At 71.4% G+C, this 18,374-nt stretch carries 25 protein-coding genes and 1 pseudogene; 6 read left to right on the top strand and 20 right to left on the bottom strand.

Annotated elements, in window-relative coordinates; all coding sequences use genetic code 11:
- Positions 1 to 8 precede the first annotated feature (8 nt).
- The 4 genes from ACZ60T_RS26845 to ACZ60T_RS26830 form a co-directional block, all read right to left on the bottom strand.
- The gene (locus ACZ60T_RS26845; RefSeq protein WP_469668351.1) at positions 9 to 863 is read right to left on the bottom strand and encodes a GntR family transcriptional regulator; all 855 of its coding nucleotides are present in this window, start codon (positions 861 to 863) and stop codon (positions 9 to 11) included.
- 418 nt (positions 864 to 1,281) lie between these two features.
- Positions 1,282 to 2,541, bottom strand: a complete 1,260-nt coding sequence (locus ACZ60T_RS26840; protein WP_469668182.1) for a GNAT family N-acetyltransferase — start codon at positions 2,539 to 2,541, stop codon at positions 1,282 to 1,284.
- Between the two features lie 87 nt (positions 2,542 to 2,628).
- Positions 2,629 to 3,612: an asparaginase gene (locus ACZ60T_RS26835; RefSeq protein ID WP_365624945.1), complete on the bottom strand. Its 984-nt coding sequence runs from the start codon at positions 3,610 to 3,612 to the stop codon at positions 2,629 to 2,631.
- A 197-nt stretch (positions 3,613 to 3,809) separates the two neighbouring features.
- Positions 3,810 to 4,442: an RsiG family protein gene (locus ACZ60T_RS26830; protein ID WP_365624948.1), complete on the bottom strand. Its 633-nt coding sequence runs from the start codon at positions 4,440 to 4,442 to the stop codon at positions 3,810 to 3,812.
- Between the two features lie 304 nt (positions 4,443 to 4,746).
- Here ACZ60T_RS26830 and dtd point away from each other — a divergent pair, with 304 nt between their 5' ends.
- Positions 4,747 to 5,172: a D-aminoacyl-tRNA deacylase gene (gene dtd, locus ACZ60T_RS26825; protein WP_469668181.1), complete on the top strand. Its 426-nt coding sequence runs from the start codon at positions 4,747 to 4,749 to the stop codon at positions 5,170 to 5,172.
- A gap of 7 nt (positions 5,173 to 5,179) precedes the next feature.
- Here the strand turns inward: dtd and ygfZ are convergent, their stop codons facing one another.
- Together ygfZ and ACZ60T_RS26815 are read right to left on the bottom strand one after the other, a co-directional pair.
- Complete coding sequence (gene ygfZ, locus ACZ60T_RS26820; RefSeq protein WP_469668180.1) at positions 5,180 to 6,145, bottom strand: CAF17-like 4Fe-4S cluster assembly/insertion protein YgfZ; 966 nt, start codon at positions 6,143 to 6,145, stop codon at positions 5,180 to 5,182.
- A gap of 10 nt (positions 6,146 to 6,155) precedes the next feature.
- A complete protein-coding gene (locus ACZ60T_RS26815) occupies positions 6,156 to 6,593 on the bottom strand; it encodes a Fur family transcriptional regulator (protein WP_365624957.1) in 438 nt (145 codons plus the stop codon).
- A 130-nt stretch (positions 6,594 to 6,723) separates the two neighbouring features.
- Here ACZ60T_RS26815 and ACZ60T_RS26810 point away from each other — a divergent pair, with 130 nt between their 5' ends.
- Together ACZ60T_RS26810 and ACZ60T_RS26805 are read left to right on the top strand one after the other, a co-directional pair.
- A complete protein-coding gene (locus ACZ60T_RS26810) occupies positions 6,724 to 7,074 on the top strand; it encodes a DUF6247 family protein (RefSeq protein WP_469668178.1) in 351 nt (116 codons plus the stop codon).
- On the top strand, positions 7,071 to 7,334 hold the full coding sequence (locus tag ACZ60T_RS26805; protein ID WP_365624963.1) for a hypothetical protein: 264 nt from the start codon (positions 7,071 to 7,073) through the stop codon (positions 7,332 to 7,334). The genes ACZ60T_RS26810 and ACZ60T_RS26805 overlap by 4 nt, the downstream gene beginning before the upstream one ends.
- 8 nt (positions 7,335 to 7,342) lie before the next feature.
- Here ACZ60T_RS26805 and ACZ60T_RS26800 read toward each other — a convergent pair whose 3' ends face one another.
- The 6 genes and pseudogenes from ACZ60T_RS26800 to ACZ60T_RS26775 form a co-directional block, all read right to left on the bottom strand.
- Complete coding sequence (locus tag ACZ60T_RS26800) at positions 7,343 to 7,918, bottom strand: heme-binding beta-barrel domain-containing protein (protein ID WP_365624966.1); 576 nt, start codon at positions 7,916 to 7,918, stop codon at positions 7,343 to 7,345.
- Positions 7,919 to 8,125: 207 nt separating this feature from the next.
- A complete protein-coding gene (locus ACZ60T_RS26795; RefSeq protein WP_469668177.1) occupies positions 8,126 to 9,250 on the bottom strand; it encodes a hypothetical protein in 1,125 nt (374 codons plus the stop codon).
- A complete protein-coding gene (locus ACZ60T_RS26790) occupies positions 9,247 to 10,035 on the bottom strand; it encodes a hypothetical protein (RefSeq protein ID WP_469668176.1) in 789 nt (262 codons plus the stop codon). The genes ACZ60T_RS26795 and ACZ60T_RS26790 overlap by 4 nt, the downstream gene beginning before the upstream one ends.
- Positions 10,032 to 10,733 (bottom strand): hypothetical protein, encoded by a 702-nt coding sequence (locus tag ACZ60T_RS26785; RefSeq protein ID WP_365624975.1) that lies wholly within the window; start codon positions 10,731 to 10,733, stop codon positions 10,032 to 10,034. The genes ACZ60T_RS26790 and ACZ60T_RS26785 overlap by 4 nt, the downstream gene beginning before the upstream one ends.
- 98 nt (positions 10,734 to 10,831) lie before the next feature.
- A complete protein-coding gene (locus ACZ60T_RS26780) occupies positions 10,832 to 11,005 on the bottom strand; it encodes a DUF397 domain-containing protein (RefSeq protein ID WP_469668175.1) in 174 nt (57 codons plus the stop codon).
- Positions 11,006 to 11,015: 10 nt separating this feature from the next.
- Positions 11,016 to 11,138, bottom strand: a pseudogene (locus ACZ60T_RS26775) (XRE family transcriptional regulator); the annotation flags it as partial.
- Positions 11,139 to 11,315: 177 nt separating this feature from the next.
- Here ACZ60T_RS26775 and ACZ60T_RS26770 point away from each other — a divergent pair.
- Both ACZ60T_RS26770 and ACZ60T_RS26765 read left to right on the top strand, forming a co-directional pair.
- Positions 11,316 to 11,729 (top strand): hypothetical protein, encoded by a 414-nt coding sequence (locus ACZ60T_RS26770; RefSeq protein ID WP_365624981.1) that lies wholly within the window; start codon positions 11,316 to 11,318, stop codon positions 11,727 to 11,729.
- A 29-nt stretch (positions 11,730 to 11,758) separates the two neighbouring features.
- Entirely contained in the window at positions 11,759 to 12,121 is a 363-nt protein-coding gene (locus tag ACZ60T_RS26765; RefSeq protein WP_469668173.1) for a DsrE family protein, read from the top strand.
- A 32-nt stretch (positions 12,122 to 12,153) separates the two neighbouring features.
- Here the strand turns inward: ACZ60T_RS26765 and ACZ60T_RS26760 are convergent, their stop codons facing one another.
- The 8 genes from ACZ60T_RS26760 to ACZ60T_RS26725 form a co-directional block, all read right to left on the bottom strand.
- Positions 12,154 to 12,411: a DUF3099 domain-containing protein gene (locus ACZ60T_RS26760; protein WP_252427867.1), complete on the bottom strand. Its 258-nt coding sequence runs from the start codon at positions 12,409 to 12,411 to the stop codon at positions 12,154 to 12,156.
- Between the two features lie 123 nt (positions 12,412 to 12,534).
- Entirely contained in the window at positions 12,535 to 12,822 is a 288-nt protein-coding gene (locus ACZ60T_RS26755) for a DUF1416 domain-containing protein (RefSeq protein ID WP_469668172.1), read from the bottom strand.
- Positions 12,823 to 12,865: 43 nt separating this feature from the next.
- A complete protein-coding gene (locus ACZ60T_RS26750; RefSeq protein ID WP_469668171.1) occupies positions 12,866 to 13,711 on the bottom strand; it encodes a sulfurtransferase in 846 nt (281 codons plus the stop codon).
- Between the two features lie 197 nt (positions 13,712 to 13,908).
- Positions 13,909 to 13,989, bottom strand: a complete 81-nt coding sequence (locus tag ACZ60T_RS26745) for an Ms5788A family Cys-rich leader peptide (protein ID WP_365625177.1) — start codon at positions 13,987 to 13,989, stop codon at positions 13,909 to 13,911.
- Between the two features lie 190 nt (positions 13,990 to 14,179).
- Positions 14,180 to 14,935, bottom strand: a complete 756-nt coding sequence (locus ACZ60T_RS26740) for an LmeA family phospholipid-binding protein (protein ID WP_469668170.1) — start codon at positions 14,933 to 14,935, stop codon at positions 14,180 to 14,182.
- Between the two features lie 180 nt (positions 14,936 to 15,115).
- Positions 15,116 to 16,240, bottom strand: coding sequence for a hypothetical protein (locus ACZ60T_RS26735; protein ID WP_469668169.1), 1,125 nt, complete (start codon positions 16,238 to 16,240; stop codon positions 15,116 to 15,118).
- Positions 16,241 to 16,248: 8 nt separating this feature from the next.
- Positions 16,249 to 16,503: a MoaD/ThiS family protein gene (locus ACZ60T_RS26730; RefSeq protein WP_365624998.1), complete on the bottom strand. Its 255-nt coding sequence runs from the start codon at positions 16,501 to 16,503 to the stop codon at positions 16,249 to 16,251.
- 37 nt (positions 16,504 to 16,540) lie between these two features.
- Positions 16,541 to 17,398: an alpha/beta hydrolase family protein gene (locus tag ACZ60T_RS26725; protein WP_469668168.1), complete on the bottom strand. Its 858-nt coding sequence runs from the start codon at positions 17,396 to 17,398 to the stop codon at positions 16,541 to 16,543.
- Positions 17,399 to 17,590: 192 nt separating this feature from the next.
- Between ACZ60T_RS26725 and ACZ60T_RS26720 the strand changes: the two genes are divergently transcribed.
- Positions 17,591 to 18,358, top strand: a complete 768-nt coding sequence (locus ACZ60T_RS26720; protein ID WP_365625004.1) for a response regulator transcription factor — start codon at positions 17,591 to 17,593, stop codon at positions 18,356 to 18,358.
- Positions 18,359 to 18,374 lie beyond the last annotated feature (16 nt).

Here is an 18,374-nt window from a genome sequence, read left to right as displayed (position 1 = left end):
GCTCCACGTCACGAGGAGAGCGTCAGGTCCGTGGTGATCGTCTCCCACAGGGCGTCGAACCACTTCTGGGACTGGTCCACGAACGCCGCGTCGCGTCGGCCGGTGCGGCGTTCGAAGGAGAAGAGAAGGGACTTGGCGCCCAGGGTGTCGTACATCTCCAGCGTCCGGCTCTCCACCTGTTCCTCGCGCTTCGTGAGCATGTAGTACGCCAGCAGCGCCTCCGTTCCGTTGAGGAGGTACAGCTTCACCGGAGGGGTGAACGGAAGCGCGCGGAACGTCACATGGACGTCGATGTCGTGCGAGGAGCGCAGGAGTTGGAGGTTGTGGCGCAGGACATGGCCCTGGGCGTTGCGCTGGTCCAGCCAGCGCTTGTGGACCGGGGCGTCCTCGCCGCCCGCGTCGACCGGGACGGGGAACGCCAGATTGATGTCGCGGGACGGAAGCAGGATGCGGACGTCGATCGACACCGGGCGGATCCTGCCCTCGTGGATCAGCCGTACCGGTTCGCCCAGTGCCAGCGTCAGCGTCTCGGCGGTCAGACAGGCGGCGTCGATACGCACATGCGGCGCGGCGAACGCCGCCGTGAGTCTCGGCGCGAGCCCGACCAGCGGCGACTGCGGCTCGTCCCTCGTCGGCCGGGGTTCGGCGATCCGGGGCGGGCTGCCCTTGCTGACATCGCTGAGCAGCCCGTCCCCCTGGAGGACGCGCAGGGCCTGGCGGACCGCGCCGCGCTCCACCCTGAACTCCTCGGCGAGTTCGGCCTGGGTCGGCAGGCGGTCGCCCGTCCTCAGGTCGCCGGTGCGGATACGGGTCCGCAGGGCGTCGGCGATGTCCTGGGGCGAGAACCTTCCGCTGCCGTTCACTGCACCGTTCTCCTCCTGGGCCACGCCATCGACGCTACAACCAGCCTGTAGCCATGGGGAGTTGTGGAGAGAGGTTGGCGCAGACCGACCACGTCGCGGACCGGCCGATACAACGGGTCCCGCCGCCACGCGTCCGCACGGCACCTTCAACTTGGCGCCATCTTGGGATAGTTCGGTGAAAGGCGGTTATGAGACATGTGGACGCGGAGATAGTTACGGGGAGTTGGTCGCCAACTTCTGCCAGGTCCCGGATGTACCGCCGACGAGGCTCCCTTCCAGAGGGGAGCCGGGAGCCCCGCCGGTTCGCGTCCTGCCGCACCACCACAACTGAATCGCTCGAATCGCTACGGATGAACGGCACCAGTACAGCGGCCACCCACGCGCGCGGAAGGAGTACCCCTCCCACGAGCCGCGAGGCTCAGAACATGTCCGGGCACCACGGTCGCCTGGACGTACGCAGCAGGGCGTCGGCGACCAAGGCGGCGCCCTCTTGCTGTTCCCGCACCCGCCCGAGCGCCGCGAGCCGCACGGCGGACTCGTCGCCCAGCCACAGGGTGCCCAACTCGCCCACGGACAGGGTCAACTGGGCCTCCCGGTCGGTCCGCGTGCACCGCGCGCCGTCCGGTCCGGCCTCCAGGAGATAGCGGCCCCCGGCCAGGCCCGCCTCGTCCACCACGTCCAGTACGAGCGTGCCCGAGGTCGCGTACGTCCGTGCCTCCAGGGCCCGTTGGACGTCCAGGACGCGTACCCACAGCCAGTCGGCGTACGTGGTGAGGCGGGCGGCGCGCGGGTCGGGCAGGAGGTGCGGCAGCAGGTCGTCCGGGGCGCGGTAGCCCGACTTCACCGTGGTGATCCAGTCGATGGAGCACAGGTAGTGCCACAGGGCGCGCTCGGCGGCCGGGCTCGTGGCGATCAGGCCCTTGACGGTCGCCGTGTTCAGGGGCCGCTTGTCGTCGTTCCAGCGGTCGTCGCACACGTAGGCCGCGAGCCCCTCGACCTCACCGGAGGCGGCGCGGTGGACGGCGTAGAAGGGCTCGCTCCAGGGCGCGCGGGCCAGGCGGATCTCGCCCGTGTTCACCCGCCACCAACGGTCGTCGCGATTGATGGCGCCGGGCTGCGTGCTCCGCACGCGTTCGAAGAGTTCGGGGCCGAGCTTGCGCACCTCGGCGGGGTCCACGAGGTCGATCCGGCCGCCGTCGTCCGGGACGGGGCGGTGGCGGTCGAGACCGGTGCGCGGGACGTCGACGGTCCACTCGGCGGTGTGCGTGGCCGGGCCGAAGCCGTAGCGGCCGTAGATCGGGTACTCGGCGGCGATGAGCGTCGCCACGACATCGCCGCGCTCCTTCGCGGCGGCGAGGTCGAGCGCCATCATGCGCGTGAGCAGGCCCCGGCGGCGGTGCGTGGCGGTGACCGTGACGTTGCTGATCGCGTCGGCCGGGACGGGCCTGCCGCCGACCGCGGTCAGCTCCTGCGCGAAGGAGCGGAACGTCGCCACACAGCGGCCGTCGTCGAAGGCGCCGAGGGTGCGGGAGGGGACGAGGTAGCTGCCGCGGTCGGCGAACTCGGCCTCGGTGGAGGCCGAGGAACGCAGGAACCCGGTGTTGAGGGCGCGGGTCCAGTCGGGGATGTCACCCTCGGTGACGGGGCGTACGTCGATGTCGCGCATGCGGCGGCTCATGGGGTCACGCTAGACGCACGCCCACGGACCTGTCGCGGGGGTTTCGCGGCGCCCACCGGCCCGACGAAGCCCCCGGCCCCGCAGGTTCTAGAACACCGCCCGTATCTCCCCCACCTCACGGCCGCCGCCCAGCAGGGGTGCCTTGCCGATCCGTTCCAGTACCGGGCCCTCGACGCCCAGCAGGGGCAGGGCTCGCGCCAGGACCGGGCCGAGTGCGCGGACCGCGCCGTCGTCCACCTTGAAGGCCAGGGCCCGGCCGTCCGGCAGGGCCACCGCCTGGACCGCCTCCGCGCCCATCTTCGACAGGGCGCCGGGGATCTCGCGCATCAGCCAGGTGTCGGGGCGGCGCGTGCCCGCCACGTACTCCGGGTGCGCGCGCATCGCGTCGGCCACGCGGCGCTCCGCCGTGCCCGGCGCGGCGAGGACGAAGGAGCGGAAGGCGCGGGCCAGGCCGACGAGGCTGATCGCCATCAGCGGGGCTCCGCAGCCGTCCGTACCGACCGCCGCCACGGGCTCCCCGGCGGCCTCCTCCACCACGGAGTGGATCAACTGCTGGAGCGGGTGGGCGGGGTCGAGGTAGGAGTCCAGCGGCCAGCCGCGCAGCGCGCACGCCGCCAGCATCGCCGTGTGCTTGCCGGAGCAGTTCATGGTGACCCGCTCGCGTACGGCGCCCGAGGCCAGGTACGCCTCGGCCTCCTCCGGGTCCAGCGGGAGGTCCGGCGGGCACTGGAGCTGCTCCTCGGTGAGGCGGTGCTCCGCGAGCAGCGTGCGCACCAGGTCCCGGTGGAAGGCCTCGCCCGAGTGGCTCGCGGCGGCGATCGCCAGCCGCTCCCCGGTCAGCTCCAGGCCCGCCCGCAGCACACCGGCCGCCTGCATCGGCTTGTTGGACGAGCGCGGGAAGACCGGCGCCGTCGCGTCCCCGAGCGCCATCTCCACGCTGCCGTCGGCGGCCAGCACGACGAGGCTGCCCCGGTGGCGCCCTTCGACGAACCCGGAGCGGACGACCTCGGCGAGCACCGGGGGGACGGCGGACGGAGCGGACGGGGTGGTGATCTGGACAGCGGTGGACATGGGCGGCGGCCTTCGGGTCGACGGGGGACCCGCCCGGCGCCTTCCGGCCCGGTGGGATCCCACCGGACACGGCACCGCGTACGGCCCAGGCGCTCCCGTCCGCCGCGCCACCCGGACTCTTCCGGGCCGCGACCGGCACCGGGGTCTGGGGCCGCCGTGCGCACCGGCGGGCTCCGGGTTCGCCGGAGCCCACCACGTCACATGAGCAGGTCGTCTACTTGTGCTTCTCCTTCACGGTACCTGCGCGCGATTTCGGCACTGCATCCGTCCGCCGTGCGCTGCAACCGCTGCCGCCGCCGGGACGCCTGCTGCTCGTAGGCCACGAGACGGCCGAGGCCCGCGGCCAACTCCTCGTCCGTGCGCGCCAGCAGGTCGGACAGCTCGACCTCGGCGAGCATCTCCGCCGCCAGCCGCCGGTACTCCTCGCCACGCGGTGTGCCGAGCGTCACATGGCGGGCGGAGGAGCGCTGCCGGGCCGGAGCGTCCGCGAGGATCTCCGAGAGCCGCTCCACGACCCCCTCCGAGGCGGCCCGTCCGCCGCGCCGGGCCAGCTCGGCCCGCAGGATGTCGATACGGCCCTGGAGCAGCCGCCGTACGTAGCTGAGGTCGGCCTCGTCCCGCTGGGCGTCCCGGCGCAGCGTGCGCAGCTCGGCCAGGCGCAGCGCGGACAGGTCGTCCTCGGGAGGGTCCGCGGGCAGGCAACTGTCCGTACGCTGCACGGGCGGACGGATCTCGCCCGTACTGCCCACGGTCGGCCGGATCTCCCCCGTACTGCCCGTGCAGGCGGGCGCCACGGCCTCCGGCGGCAGCCCGGTACTCGGTGTGCTCATGTACCTCTCAACCGTCCCCTCGACCGGCGCGGCACCCCACGGATACGCCGCAACACACGCATCGTGCCACCGTGAGTGGCCGTTGTGTGACCGAGTGCCCCCGATCAGCCCCAGATGGGGGCGTTATGGACCAATGAGGACGCGTCCGGAAGAGAACCGGAAGAGAACCGGACGGCAACACGGGGCACAAGGGCATCACCGATGCACAACGAGCCCAAGCGCATCAGGGAGTGGCGCCTTGGAGGGACCGGGGTTGTGTCGGCCCCTTTCGGGCGCCTCGGGGGCGCACGGCATCATGGTCCTCATGCGTGCGGTGGTGCAGAGGGTGGACGGCGCGAGCGTCGTCGTGGACGGCGAGACGGTCGGCGAGATCAGCGGCGAGGGACTGTGCGTCCTCGTCGGGGTCACGCATGAGGACACCAAGGAGAAGGCGGCCCAACTCGCCCGCAAGCTCTGGTCGATCCGGATGCTGCACGACGAGACGTCGTGCTCCGACATCGACGCGCCGCTCCTCGTGATCAGCCAGTTCACGCTCTACGGGGACGCCCGCAAGGGCCGCCGGCCCACCTGGAACGCGGCGGCGCCGGGCGAGGTCGCCGAGCCGCTGGTGGACGAGGTCGTGGCGCAGCTCCGCGCGCTGGGCGCGACGGTCGCGACGGGCCGGTTCGGCGCGCGGATGCGGGTGGGGCTGACGAACGACGGCCCGTTCACGGTGCTGCTGGAGATGTGAACCGCCGCTACGGCTCGACGATCACTTCCTGAGCCGCCGCCGTGGTGTCCGCGAGGAGGCGGGCGTCGACCGGGACGTTCCGCTTGACCAGGGCGAGGGCGACCGGGCCCAGCTCGTGATGGCGTACGGACGTCGTCACGAAGCCGACCTTGCGGCCCTCGGGGCCCTCGTCCGCGAGGCGCAACTCCGCGCCGTGCGGCGGCAGATGGACCTCGCTGCCGTCGAGGTGGAGGAAGACCAGGCGGCGCGGGGGCTTGCCGAGGTTCTGGACGCGGGCGACCGTCTCCTGGCCGCGGTAGCAGCCCTTCTGGAGGTGAACGGCCGTGCCGATCCAGCCCAGTTCGTGCGGGATGGTGCGGTGGTCGGTCTCGAAGCCGAGGCGCGGGCGGTGCTGTTCGACGCGCAGCGCCTCGTAGGCGAGGAGCCCGGCCGCGGGGCCGTGCTGCTCGGCGTACGCCTCCAGGTCCGTACGCGGGAGGAAGAGATCGCGGCCGTACGGCGTCTCGCGGACGAGGACGTCCGCCGGGACCTCGGTGATCGAACCGGCGGGCAGATGCACCACCGCGAACTCGTCCGTGCGGTCGGCGACTTCGACGCGGTAGAAGAACTTCATCGACTCCAGGTACGCGAGCAGCGCGTCCTGGGTGCCGGGCTCGACATGGGCCCAGACCGTCTCGCCGTCGTCGACCAGGTACAGCGCGTGCTCGACGTGGCCGTGCGCGGACAGGACGAGGGCCTCGGTGGCCTGGTGCGGAGGGAGTTCGCTGACGTGCTGGGTGAGCAGGAGATGCAGCCAGCTCAGCCGGTCGGCGCCGCTGACGGTGATGACGCCCCGGTGCGAGAGGTCCACGAACCCGGTGCCCTCGGCGAGGGCACGCTGCTCGCGGAACAGGTCGCCGTAGTGGGCGGCGACGCCTTCGTCCACGCCCTCGGCGGGGACGGCGCCGGGCAGGGACAGCAGGGGACTCTTCATGGATCCAAGCCTACGACGGGGTAGTTGAACTCTTGGGGGAGCAGTCCTGGCACCGGCCGAAGATCGCGAAGTGCTTCATGTCGGTGTCGAAGCCGAAGGTCTCGCGCAGCTTGGCGGTGAACTCGGCGGCCACGGAGAGGTCGGCCTCGATGACGGCCGTGCAGTCACGGCAGACCAGGTGGATGTGGTGGTGCCGGTCCGCGAGGTGGTACGTCGGGGCGCCGTGCCCCAGATGCGCGTGACTGACCAGCCCCAGCTCCTCCAGCAGCTCCAGGGTCCGGTAGACGGTGGAGATGTTCACCCCCGACGCGGTCTTGCGCACCTCGCAGAGGATGTCGTCGGGGGTCGCGTGCTCCAGCGTGTCCACGGCTTCGAGCACGAGTTGCCGCTGGGGGGTCAGCCGGTAGCCGCGCTGCCGCAGATCACTCTTCCAGTCGGTGCTCACCACAGGCCCAGTGTAGGAGGGCGGGGTGCGGTAGGCGTCCCATTGCCCGGCACCGGTTCCGCACCGCGCCTGAAACCGCGGGACGGGTACTGTCGGCACAGCTACCCGGCCCTCGACGCAAGAGGAACCTCCCGTGACCGCTCAGCACCCAGAACCGCGCCCCGAGCCGCTGCTTCCCATGCCTGCGCTCACGCCCGAGGCACTGCGTACCGCGGTCGAGAGGCTGACACCGAGCCGCGTACCCGCGTTCGTACAGGATCTCGTCGAGGCGACGACCAACGCGCAGCAGACTCAGTCGCTCGCGCCGCTGCGCGCCTTCGTCCACACCTGGGGAGTGTTCGTCGCGATCCAGCGGTACCCCTCCCGCGCGGCACGCCTGCGTCGGCTGGAGGAATCGATCAGCGCGGGCGTCGAGGATCCGACGGACGCCATCGCCGAAATCCGGCGGATCCACGCCGAGGCCGAGGCGGAGGCCGGTCTGTGAGCGACTGGAAGTGGGACTACAACCCGAGCGAGGAGCACCTGACCGCAGGGCTCCCGGTCGGCGTGGTCGCTGAGGTGGAACGCATCGCCACCGAACTCGCCGCCCTCGGGCAGGACGCCGAGACGGCGGGCACCCGTCCTGAGGGGAAGCCCGGTGGGCTCCGGAACTTCCCCATCTTCGGCGGACGCGGCTTCATCCAGTTCCTGGCGGTCCCCCGGCACGAGTGCGTCTACGTCTGCAACGTCGTCTGGACCGGGTGAGCGGAGGACTACTTGAAGAAGGCGATGCCGTCGTCCGGGAGGTCGTCCGGGAGGGCCTTGGCCCAGCGTTCGACGTCTTCCGGGGTGACGGCCTTCTTGAGCTGGGCCGACATGTAGGGGCGGAGCGGGACCTCGGGGGTCTGCTTCTCGCCGACCCACATGAGGTCGCCCTTCACATAGCCGTACAGCCGCTTGCCGCCGGTGTACGGGCCCGAGGCGGCCGTGCGGGCGACGGCGTCCGTCACGAGGTCGATCTGCGGCTTCTTGTGCGCCAGCTCGCCGTACCAGACCTCGACGACCCCGTCGTTGCGGACCATCGTGACCTCGACCTTGCGGTCGGCGTCGATCCGCCAGTAGCCGGACTCGCTCTCCAGCGGCCTGACCTTGTTGCCCTCGTTGTCCAGCACCCAGGTGCGGGAGTGGTACTCCAGGAAGTCCCGGCCGTCGTGGGTGAAGGAGACCTCCTGCCCGAAGTTGCACTTCTCGGCGCCGGGGAAGTCGTGCACGCCCGCGCCCGCCCAGTTGCCGAGCAGGAAGGCGAGGGGGACCAGGTCCTTGTGGAGGTCGGACGGGATCTCGATCATGAGCGGAGCTTTCCTGGGTGGATGGTCAGCGCTGGCCCTGGTACAGCTTCTTCATGGTCAGGCCGAAGAAGGCGAGAACGCCGACGCAGACCAGGACCAGCAGGGTTTCGAAGAAGATCTCCACGAGTGCTCCTTGAGCGAGGGTGGGCATACGACAGGGCCGGAGCCCAGCTTACGCGGCCGGGCTCCGGCCCTCGTGGCGAGGTCTCAGTCCAGGAGCTGCCGCTGGAGCGCCACGGTCTGCTGGAACGGGATCTGTTCTGCCCCGCCCTTGCGGGACTGCACGACCAGCGCGATCACGTCACCGGAGGTGAGGTACGCGTGCCGGACCTGCTCGGCGCCGTACGGCTTCGCCTCGACGTACGCGTTCATCAGGATCCCGTCGCTCACGGCCTCGGGGAACGACGCGTCCGTGTCGCTCGCGAGCGCCCCGCGCAGGGGGCGCGTCGGGGTGGCGTAGCCGGAGAAGTGGTTCTCATGCACCTCGCTGACGACCAGGCCGGTCTCGAACTGGAGCAGATAGATCCGGGTCCGGGTGCCGTCCGACATCGTCCAGGCGCGCCCGGCGATGTGCCGGAGGCCGCGGTCGACGAGCATGCTCTTGAGCAGGTCCCGGTCGTCCTCGAGCTCGTACTCCGCGATGTACGTCTCCGGCTTCACCCACCCGTGGTCGGCGAACTTCGGATCCGCCTTGGCGCCCTTCGGCGCGGGCAGGACGAGCTTGCGCAGGTCGGCGTAGTGGACGAGGGCCAGGTTGTCGTCGTCGGACGGGCCCGGACGGCCCGCGGGCAGCGGCGGGTGGACGATCCGCGGGTACTCCCAGCGACCGTCCGAGAGGGTGGAGAGTCCGGGCAGCTCGGCCCGCTCCATCCGCGCGACGCCGTACGCACTCGACGCCCCGGCCACAGCGAAGACCAGCACGGCGGCGGTCCACCGCAGAACGCCCCGGAGACGACGGCGCCTCTGGGGTGTGGGGGGCTCCGGGGTCTCCGCGAGGGGTGCGGGGGCGTCCGGGGCGGCCTCGGAGAGGGCGAGAGGCACGGCCACCTCGGAGGTCTCCGCCGCAGGCGCGACGGCCTCCGGGGTCTCCGCCGCGGGCGCGGCAGTCTCCCGGGCGGCCTCGGCGGGGGCGGGGGCCTCGGGAGTTCCCGGGATCTCCGCCGCAGGCGCGGCAATCTCACGGACAGCCTCAGCGGGGGCGGGAGCCTCGGGGGTTTTCGGGGGCTCTGCCGGAGGTGCGGCGGTCTTCAGGGGCTCCGTCGTGGGTGCGGGGGCTTTCGTAAGGGGCTCGGTGGGGGGCGTTGCGGACTCGGGGGTCTGGTGCTCGCTCATATCGCCTTCCCCGTGTCCTTGATGCGGTCGAGCTGGTTGCCGATGAAGACGGCGACGCGGTTGCTGCCGAGCGGGCGGATACCGGACGCGTCGACGGTGACGAGTACGTCGCCCACGTACGCCGTGCAGACCATGCGGTCCAGCTTCAGTTCGGCCACCTTCGGCCACAGGAAGCACGCCGCTTCCTTGTGTCCGTCGATCGACGGTCCCTTCGGGAAGAACCCGAGGCTCTCGAAGGCCTCGCGCCTGACGTTCGAGTCCTCGCGCGCGCCCTCCATCCGGACCAGTCGGAAGCTGATCGTGAACGCCTGCGGGAGGTCCTCGTAGTCGTCGACCGGTGCGTAGCTCCGCAGCGCCATGCCCTGGATGTGCTTCTTGTCGATCAGCCCCTCCAGCTTCCGCCGGGTCTGCTGCGGCATACCGTGGAGATCCCGCTTCGCCAGGGCGGTCGCCTCGCGCCCGTCGAGCACCGCGTCGTTGCCGAACTCGTCGACGTCCGGCCCCGGCCCGTACCCCCTGGCCCCGTGGCTGTACGGCATGAGCAGCGCGCGCAGCCCCGCGGTGTCCTTGTTCCCCCGCGCGTCGAACTCGCCCTGGTCGCCCTGGTCGTGCTTGGCGGTCGCCGGGAACTTCCACACGGGCTTCCCGGCGTCCCGGTCGGCCCCGTCGACACGTACGACAGTGAACGCGACCCCGCTGACGACCGCGACGGCCAACAGCCCCGCCCCGATCATCCGGCCCATGCGCCGCCGAGAGGTCTTCTTCTCCTGCACAGCCGGGTTCACAGCCGGGCCACCTGCCGCTTAGCGAGGTCCATGATCTTCTTCTTGGGGACCGGCTTCGTGTCGGAGACCCACATCAACATGAGGATGTCCCCGCGCGAGGCCGCCGCCTCGGCCACGTAGCCGACGGACGTACGCGCGTGGTGCACGTACACCATGCCGTCGCTCGTGTCAGGGAGCGGCCAACTGTCGGTGTTCGGCTCCTCGTCCGCCGCGATCTTCTGGTCGTTGATCGCGACATAGGCACCGGGCTTGGCCACCTGGCGGTACTGGAGGAGCCGTATCTCGACCTCGTAGTCACCGCCGGCGTTCCAACTGGTGGTGGCGCCACGCCGGAACTCGTTCTCCAGATCCCAACGGAAGGCCAGATCAGGCCTGCTGGACGTCTCCGCGGAGTCGGCCAAGCTCAGCCAGTGGTCGCTGCTGAGTTGGCCGGTGTCCCTCGCGTCCCTCGGTCGCGGCAGCAGCAGCTTGCGCAGGTCTCCGTCGGTCTTCACGCGCCGGTCCTGCGCCGCCGTCAGGGGCTCCACCGCCCCCTTGGCCTGTGGGACGACGGGCTGTGACAGCGGGGGCAGTTGTGCGGGTGGGCGCCCGGCTTGGACGACGTAGCCGGTGCAGACACCGGCCACGACACCCAGGACGGCAGCCCCCGCGATCAACGCGGTGGTGCGCCCGCGCCGGGGTCTTTCAGGCGTTTCCATGACGTCTCCCTGTGAAACGGGAATCGCGGATTCCGACGTCCGCGCTTCACAGGAGACTCACACCAAGTTCATGAAGTTGTACGGGCGTTGATCACGATTCAGCGGCGCTTGACGCCGGCTATGAACCGGGCCCAGGCGGCGGCCTCGAAGACGAGCGCACCACGCGCGGGGTCCTTGCTGTCCCGGACGGGGACGACGGAGGGGAGGTCGGGGACGAACTCGACGCACTGACCGCCGCCCGAGTTGCCGTAACTGCTCTTACGCCACGTCACCCTCCGGGCTCCCCAGCGCCTCACCCAGCTTCCGCAGGCTCAACCCCCGTTCCGTACGCAGCAACCGCGGCTCCTCCGCGAAGCGCCTGCGCGGCTCCTGACTGCGCCCCGTAATCACCCGTCTCGGCGGCATCGTGCTCCTTCATGGATGAGGCCGTGGCGCGTGTGGAAAGAGCGCCGAGAGGCACAGAAAGTGACCTGGGCCACGGCGGTTGGGTCCCTGCTCAGGGGTCATGCTCGTACTGTCGAGAATACGGAGCGTAGTTCAGCCATCGCTGTGCGCAGGCGTTCGGGGAAAGGAACGGAACGGATGACGGCGGAGTCGACAACGCAGTCGGAGCCCTTGGAGCGTGGGGCGCTCGTCTACGACCCGGCGGTGGACCGGGTGGGCGAGTACCAGGACGCGGCGGGCCCGTACGCGCTGCTGCGCCCGGTCGGCGGGGGCCGGGAGTGGCAGGCCGACCCGGCCGTGCTCCGCCCGGCCACCCCACGGGAGCGGATGCGGGCCGGGGTACGGGCGGCGAACGAGCGCACCTGGGCGGCCGGGGCGAGCGCGCCGGACCCCGCCGATCTGAGCCGCCCGCCGCTGCCGGTCCCCGGCTGCCCGGACTGTACGGAGCTGGCCAAGCGACGGGAGGCCGCGCTGGCCGAGTACGACCGCAGCGCGGAGACGGACGCGAACGTCCTGCTGTGCCGTCACCTTCGGGAGGAGCACCGCGCATGACCCGGCGCGCCCGGCACTAGGCTGCGGGCATGGCTAAGAAGCTCGTGATCAAGGTGACGGCCGGGGCGGACGCCCCGGAACGCTGCTCGCAGGCGTTCACCGTGGCGGCCGTGGCGGTGGCCAGCGGTGTCGATGTCTCGCTGTGGCTGACCGGTGAGTCGTCGTGGTTCGCACTGCCGGGCCGGGCCGCCGAGTTCGAGCTGCCGCACGCGGCTCCGCTGCGCGACCTGATCGACTCGGTCCTGGCGGCGGGCCGGATCACCCTGTGCACGCAGTGCGCGACCCGTCGCGAGATCACGGAGAAGGACGTCATCGAGGGCGTACGGATCGCCGGGTCCCAGGTGTTCGTCCAGGAAGCGCTGGCGGACGACACCCAGGCGCTCGTCTACTGAGGTACTGAGGCCGAAGCGGGGCGCTCGCCCCGCTAGCGGCGCTTCTTGCCGTCCAGTTCGTCCCACCACTCGTCGGACTTCGGGTCCCCGGACGGGTCGTCCCACCAGCGGTCCTCGGGACCACGCCGGTTCGCCACGATCGCGGCCAGCGGCGGGATGACCATCGCGACGACGCACATCGCCACGGCCGCGGGCACCGACCAGAGCCGTACGACACCCCAGGCCAGGACGAACAGCCCGACGCAGGTGCCCATCATGGCGAAGTAGACGTGCCGCCGCCGTGCGTACATACCTCCAGGCTAGGCCGGGGCACGCCGAAGGGCCGCGCCCCGACCGGAATGGCGTCCAACCCCCGGGGGTGCGGCCCTTCGGCGCACACGGACGGTCTGGGACCGCCGTGACGTATCAATCGGTCAGACGGCGATCGCGACCTCCGCGAGCCCGCCCTTCCGCGCCACGACCGTACGGTCCGCGGTGCCGCCCGGCACCAGGGCGCGGACGGTCCACGTGCCCTCGGCCGCGTAGAAGCGGAACTGTCCGGTCGCCGAGGTGGGGACCTCGGCGGTGAACTCGCCCGTCGCGTCCAGCAGGCGCACGTACCCGGAGACGGGCTCGCCGTCGCGGGTCACCTGGCCCTGGATCGTGGTCTCACCGGGCTTGATCGTCGAGGCGTCGGGGCCACCGGCCTTCGCTCCACACATGGTTCTTCCTCCTGGTCGGTCCGGGGTCCGGGGGTCCCGGGGGTTACTTGGCGGCGCCCAGCTCGATCGGCACACCGACGAGCGAGCCGTACTCGGTCCAGGAGCCGTCGTAGTTCTTGACGTTCTCGACGCCGAGCAGCTCGTGCAGCACGAACCAGGTCAGCGCGGAACGCTCACCGATGCGGCAGTAGGCGATGGTGTCCACGGCCAGGTCGATCTTCTCGTCGGTGTAGAGCCTCCTCAGCTCGTCGTCCGACTTGAACGTGCCGTCGTCGTTGGCGTTCTTGGACCACGGGATGTTGCGCGCGCTCGGGACGTGGCCCGGACGCTGCGACTGCTCCTGCGGCAGATGCGCGGGGGCGAGCAGCTTGCCGGAGAACTCGTCGGGCGAGCGGACGTCGACGAGGTTCTGCGTACCGATCGCGGCGATCACCTCGTCGCGGAACGCGCGCAGCGAGGTGTCCTGCGGCTGGGCCTTGTAGTCGGTGGCCGGGCGCACCGGGACCTCGTCGCCGTCGACCAGCTCGCGGGCGTCCAGCTCCCACTTCTTGCGGCCGCCGTCGAGGAGCTTGACGTTCTCGTGGCCGTAGAGCTTGAAGTACCAGTAGGCGTAGGACGCGAACCAGTTGTTGTTGCCGCCGTAGAGGACCACCAGCGTGTCGTTGCCGATGCCCTTGGCCGACAGCAGCTTCTCGAAGCCGGCCTGGTCGATGAAGTCACGGCGGACCGGGTCCTGGAGATCCTGCGTCCAGTCGATCCGGATGGCGTTCCTGATGTGGTTCTTGTCGTACGCGGACGTGTCTTCGTCCACCTCGACGACGGCGATGTCCGAGTCGTCCAGGTGGTCCTGCAGCCAGTCTGCGTCGACCAGGACGTCGCTACGGCTCATGCTCTTTCTCCTCCGGGCGTTGCGGCGGGGACATGCGAGAGAAGGGTGCGGATACGCCGTTCAGCGATGGCGTTCGTGAGGCACGCATGGCACCGGGGCCGGGATCCGAAGGGCCCTGTCTCCAGCATCAGGGCATCGGCATCCGGGCGCCAGATCGGGCCGGGGGCCGCGGGAGTCCGCTCTCCCGCTCGGGAAGCTCAGTAAGGGCGACAGAGCATGGCGGCGACGCGGCACAGATCAACTGCCCGTCGCTTCGTGAGATCCGCCTGTCGTCGCATGCGGCCGATCGTAGGGAGGGAGAGGCGGGCGTGTCACCGGTGTGTCGCGATATGAGACGCGATCGTCCGGAATGCGGGACGAGGGTGGGGTCCGGAGGGCCTCACGAGCGTCCGGAGCCCGCGCCTTCCCCCGCCTTGTCCGCACATGCGGACGGAGTTGTCTCGCTCTGCGGACTTCGGGCCCCGGCCCTTACCCGGCCAGCTTGATGTCCGAGCCCTTGACCGTGATCCGCACGCCGTCCTCGGCCCCCTCGACCTTGTCGAGCCGTATGCCGTAGGGGAGCCCCTCGATCTTCTGCTGGAAGTCCGTGATCCCCCGGATCCGGGACTCGGGGAGCTGGATGCCGCCGAACCGGGGCAGGGCGTCCGCGTGCACCTTCACCTCGCCGTCCCGGACCTCGAGCGAGCTGACCACATAGACCGGCCTCGGCAGCTTGGCGCCGAGCACCGTCGCCTCCACCGCGACCTTGATCTTGCCGTTGCCGCCGTCCGAGAGGCCGACGACCCGGGCGGTGACCCCGGGGGCGACCTGCGTGGCGTCCGACTTGGCCGTCTTCAGCAGCTCGTCGTACGTGACGCGCGCGGTGCCGGTGGCCTCGGTGGCGGTGACCGAGCTGAAGTTCCCGGAGAACTTCACGCCCTTCATCCGGGCGTTCAGATCGTCGATACGGATCTTCTCGCCGCCCCCGGCCCCGCCGCCCTCGTCGGTGGCCGCCGCCTCGTAGCTCTTGATGCCGATCTCGACGTCGTCCAGCTCACCGGCGGCGAGCTGGGTGAGGTAGGGGAAGCCGTTGATGGACACGTCCGGGGTGGTGGACAGGTTCTCCTGGGTCTTGATCTGGTCGGCGACCACGCCCTCCGCGAAGTGGACGGCGACGCGGTCCCCGATCACGAGGAGGCCGCCCAGGATCACTGCCGTGATCAGCAGTATTCGCAGTGCGCGCATGCTCGGAGTCCCCCACCCTCTGCGGTCGTCGGCGACGGCCGCCGATGAACGCACAGCCGTCGAGCGCGACTGTAACGCTCCGGGGAGGAGGATCGGGGGAATCGTGGATCACCTGTGACAGACGACCCACCCGCCGTGGGTGCCCGGGGCCGGGCGGCGCCGACCCCGGGCAACGGCACGTCAGACCAGCGCGCGTCCCAGGACCCAGACCACCGGGGCCGCCGCCGTCAGGGGCAGGGCGACGCCCGCCGTGAAGTGGACGAAGCGGGACGGGTAGTCGTAGGAGGCGACCCGGTGGCCGATCAGGGCGCAGACACCCGCGGCCAGGCCGAGGTAGACCCCGGGCGTGCCGAGGCTCGTCGCCCGGCCCAGCGCGAAGCCCGCGCCACCCGCCGCCGCCAGCGCGACGACCACGGAGAGCACGGTCGGCAGCGGCAGCGCGCGCACAAGGATCGCCGCCGCGACGGAGAGCGCGCCGACGGTGACGGCGGTGTGCGGGGCGGCCAGATGCCCCGTCGCCATGATCGCCAGCGCGGCCGAGACGACGGTCGCCATCAGGCCGTACATCCGGGTGTCCGGGTCGGCGTGCGAGCGCAGTTGCAGGACGAGGGTCAGCAGCAGCCAGACGCCGAGAGTCCCGAGGATCACCGCGGGCCCGTTGTCCCGGCCCACCGCAAGCAGCGCGACGTCCGAGACGACCGCGCCGAGGAACGCCAGCGCGATGCCCTGCCGGGCGGGCCACATGCCGTTCAGCCGGAACCAACCGGCGGCCGTCACGGCCTGAAGGATCACCAGCGGGACGACCAGGGCGTACGACCCGAGGGCCGCGCCCCCGGCGAGCAGCGCCCCGAGCACCGCGGTGAGCGCGGCGGGCTGGATCCCCGGCTCGATGATCGGCGAACGGCCTTCGAGCCGGGCGCGCTGGTTGGCCGGGAGACGGGAGATGTCGACGGCGGGCGCCTCGGGCGTCGTCGTGCCGGTGCCGCCACCGCTGTTCGGCGCGGACGGGTGGGCGAGGCCCTCGGCGCCGGGGGTCGCGTAACCGTGGGACTCGTGCAGCGACGCCTCCGGCGGCAGCGGCTGCGCGCCCGCGCCTCCGTACGCCTGCCCGTCCCACTGCTGCGCGTACGGCTGCTGCGGATACGGCTGTTGTGCGTACGGCTCCTGCTGGTACGGCTGTTGCGGGTGAGGCTGCGGCTGCTGCGGGTACGCGGCGCCCGTGTTCGGGTCGTACCACCCCTGCCCCTGCTGCTGCGGTGGCTGCTGCTGGTACGGGTCGTAGCCCTCGTACGGCTGGTTGCTCATCGCTTCGCTCATCCTCCTGCGAACGGCGGGAGCACCTCGACCGTGCCGCCCTCGGCCAGCCGTACCGTCTCATGCGCGCGGGTCCCCACGGGGTCACCGTCGACGAGGAAGGAGCATCGCCGCAGGACGCGGACGAGTTCGCCGGGGTGTCGCTCGCGGGCCGCACCGAGCGCCTCCGCGAGCGTGATCGCGTCGTACGGCTCCTCGGCGGCCCCGGCGGCCGCCTTCGCGGCGGCCCAGTAACGCACCGTGCCCTTTGCCATCTGCTTCCTCACTCGGTCCGTCATGAACATCGCCAGGCTAGTGCCCCGGCCCCGGCCCGAGGTCACCCGCATGCGAGACCACCCAGGCGCCGATCCGCGCCAGCAGGGCCTCGTCGCTGGCGTGTTCGGCGTGGCCCATGCCGGGCTCCAGCCACAGCTCGGCGTCCGGGGCGGCGTGCGCCAGCATCCGGGGGTGGTCGAGGGGGAAGTAGCCGTCCTGGTCACCGTGGACGATCAGCAGGGGCGTCGGCGCGATCAGCGGGACGGACTCCGTGGGGGAGGGCGGTACGGGGTCCCAGGTGCGGTGGTCGATGCGGGTGCGCAGGCCGTAGCGGCCGACCAGCCGGCCCTCGGGGCGCAGGACGAGCCAGTGCAGACGCCGCATGGGTGCCGTGCCCCGGTAGAACCAGCGGGCGGGCGAGCTGACCGAGACCACCGCGTCCGGGTGCGCGTCCTCGTGGTGCCGCGCCGCGTGCCGCAGCACCACGGAGCCGCCCATCGAGAAGCCGACGGTGGCCACCCGGGAGTGGCCCAGCTCGCGCGCCCACGCCACCGCCGCCGCCAGGTCCTCGACCTCGCGGTCCCCGACGGTCGAGCGTCCGCCCGACGCGCCGTGGCCCCGGAAGGAGAACGTGACCACCGCGCCGTACCGCGCGAGGGCGCTCGCCACCCGGCGGACGTGGGGGCGCTCCAGATCGCCGGTGAAGCCGTGCGCGACGACGATCGCGGGCGCGCCGGGGGCGGCGGCGCCCGGGTCGTAGGCCGCGTCGATCGGCACGCCGTCGACCGTGCGCAGGAACGTTCGCACAGGACCTCGACACCCCGGGTGGGAATTCGAACGAATGGTAGGACGAATGATAGATTGTCCCCTTTGACCTGACCGACCGGTGCTCATGTGGGCTATTCTGCTGGGCAGAGGACTCGGGCAGCGTTGCCCCCGGGTCCTTTTGTGCTTTCGGAAGCATTGCCGTGCCGCAGACGCAGGGACCGAGGAGGAACCAGACGTTATGGGCGAGCGAACCGTGCACGAGCGCAGGACGGCCGAGGCCGGGGGCCCACCCCTGTCCGCGTACGCGGGAGGCGCGCGATGAGTTCCCTGCTGCTGCTGACCAACGCCCTCCAGCCGTCGGCCGAGGTGCTCCCCGCCCTCGGCCTGCTGCTGCACGAGGTACGCGTGGCCCCGGCGGAAGGCCCCGCGCTGGTCGACACCCCGAGCGCCGACGTCATCCTCGTCGACGGGCGGCGCGACCTCCCCCAGGTACGCAGCCTGTGCCGCCTGCTGCGCTCCACCGGGCTCGGCTGCCCCCTCCTCCTCGTCGTCACCGAGGGCGGTCTGGCGGCCGTCACCGCCGACTGGGGCATCGACGACGTGCTGCTGGACACGGCGGGGCCCGCCGAGGTGGAGGCCCGGCTGCGGCTGGCCGTGGGGCGGCAGCAGCTCGCGGGCGACGACTCCCCGATGGAGATCCGCAACGGCGACCTGTCCGTGGACGAGGCGACCTACAGCGCCAAGCTCAAGGGCCGCGTCCTCGACCTCACGTTCAAGGAGTTCGAGCTGCTGAAGTACCTGGCGCAGCACCCCGGCCGGGTCTTCACCCGCGCCCAGCTCCTGCAAGAGGTCTGGGGCTACGACTACTTCGGCGGCACGCGCACGGTCGACGTCCATGTACGGCGGCTGCGGGCCAAGCTCGGGCCCGAGAACGAGTCGCTGATCGGCACCGTACGCAATGTCGGCTACCGCTTCGTGACCCCGGAGAAGCCGGAGGACACGAAGGCCGGGACGGCGCGGGCGGGGCAGCGGAACGCGGGCGGTCCGGCGCGCGTCGCGGCGCCCGAGGCCGCCGCCGAGGCATAGGGACGGGCGCGGCGAA

This window comes from Streptomyces sp. NPDC104371, assembly GCF_055583785.1.
This window is presented reverse-complemented; position numbering and strand designations above follow the sequence as displayed.

What these genes read in the sequence shown, in the direction of transcription:
- ACZ60T_RS26840 (WP_469668182.1), bottom strand. Translation starts at nt 2,541, where the DNA reads ATGAGCCGCCGCATGCGCGACATCGACGTACGCCCCGTCACCGAGGGT.
- ACZ60T_RS26835 (WP_365624945.1), bottom strand. Translation starts at nt 3,612, where the DNA reads ATGTCCACCGCTGTCCAGATCACCACCCCGTCCGCTCCGTCCGCCGTC.
- ACZ60T_RS26830 (WP_365624948.1), bottom strand. Translation starts at nt 4,442, where the DNA reads ATGAGCACACCGAGTACCGGGCTGCCGCCGGAGGCCGTGGCGCCCGCC.
- dtd (WP_469668181.1), top strand. Translation starts at nt 4,747, where the DNA reads ATGCGTGCGGTGGTGCAGAGGGTGGACGGCGCGAGCGTCGTCGTGGAC.
- ygfZ (WP_469668180.1), bottom strand. Translation starts at nt 6,145, where the DNA reads ATGAAGAGTCCCCTGCTGTCCCTGCCCGGCGCCGTCCCCGCCGAGGGC.
- ACZ60T_RS26800 (WP_365624966.1), bottom strand. Translation starts at nt 7,918, where the DNA reads ATGATCGAGATCCCGTCCGACCTCCACAAGGACCTGGTCCCCCTCGCC.
- ACZ60T_RS26795 (WP_469668177.1), bottom strand. Translation starts at nt 9,250, where the DNA reads ATGAGCGAGCACCAGACCCCCGAGTCCGCAACGCCCCCCACCGAGCCC.
- ACZ60T_RS26785 (WP_365624975.1), bottom strand. Translation starts at nt 10,733, where the DNA reads ATGGAAACGCCTGAAAGACCCCGGCGCGGGCGCACCACCGCGTTGATC.
- ACZ60T_RS26770 (WP_365624981.1), top strand. Translation starts at nt 11,316, where the DNA reads ATGACGGCGGAGTCGACAACGCAGTCGGAGCCCTTGGAGCGTGGGGCG.
- ACZ60T_RS26765 (WP_469668173.1), top strand. Translation starts at nt 11,759, where the DNA reads ATGGCTAAGAAGCTCGTGATCAAGGTGACGGCCGGGGCGGACGCCCCG.
- ACZ60T_RS26760 (WP_252427867.1), bottom strand. Translation starts at nt 12,411, where the DNA reads ATGTACGCACGGCGGCGGCACGTCTACTTCGCCATGATGGGCACCTGC.
- ACZ60T_RS26755 (WP_469668172.1), bottom strand. Translation starts at nt 12,822, where the DNA reads ATGTGTGGAGCGAAGGCCGGTGGCCCCGACGCCTCGACGATCAAGCCC.
- ACZ60T_RS26750 (WP_469668171.1), bottom strand. Translation starts at nt 13,711, where the DNA reads ATGAGCCGTAGCGACGTCCTGGTCGACGCAGACTGGCTGCAGGACCAC.
- ACZ60T_RS26745 (WP_365625177.1), bottom strand. Translation starts at nt 13,989, where the DNA reads ATGCGACGACAGGCGGATCTCACGAAGCGACGGGCAGTTGATCTGTGC.
- ACZ60T_RS26740 (WP_469668170.1), bottom strand. Translation starts at nt 14,935, where the DNA reads ATGCGCGCACTGCGAATACTGCTGATCACGGCAGTGATCCTGGGCGGC.
- ACZ60T_RS26735 (WP_469668169.1), bottom strand. Translation starts at nt 16,240, where the DNA reads ATGAGCAACCAGCCGTACGAGGGCTACGACCCGTACCAGCAGCAGCCA.
- ACZ60T_RS26730 (WP_365624998.1), bottom strand. Translation starts at nt 16,503, where the DNA reads ATGGCAAAGGGCACGGTGCGTTACTGGGCCGCCGCGAAGGCGGCCGCC.
- ACZ60T_RS26725 (WP_469668168.1), bottom strand. Translation starts at nt 17,398, where the DNA reads ATGAGCACCGGTCGGTCAGGTCAAAGGGGACAATCTATCATTCGTCCT.
- ACZ60T_RS26720 (WP_365625004.1), top strand. Translation starts at nt 17,591, where the DNA reads ATGAGTTCCCTGCTGCTGCTGACCAACGCCCTCCAGCCGTCGGCCGAG.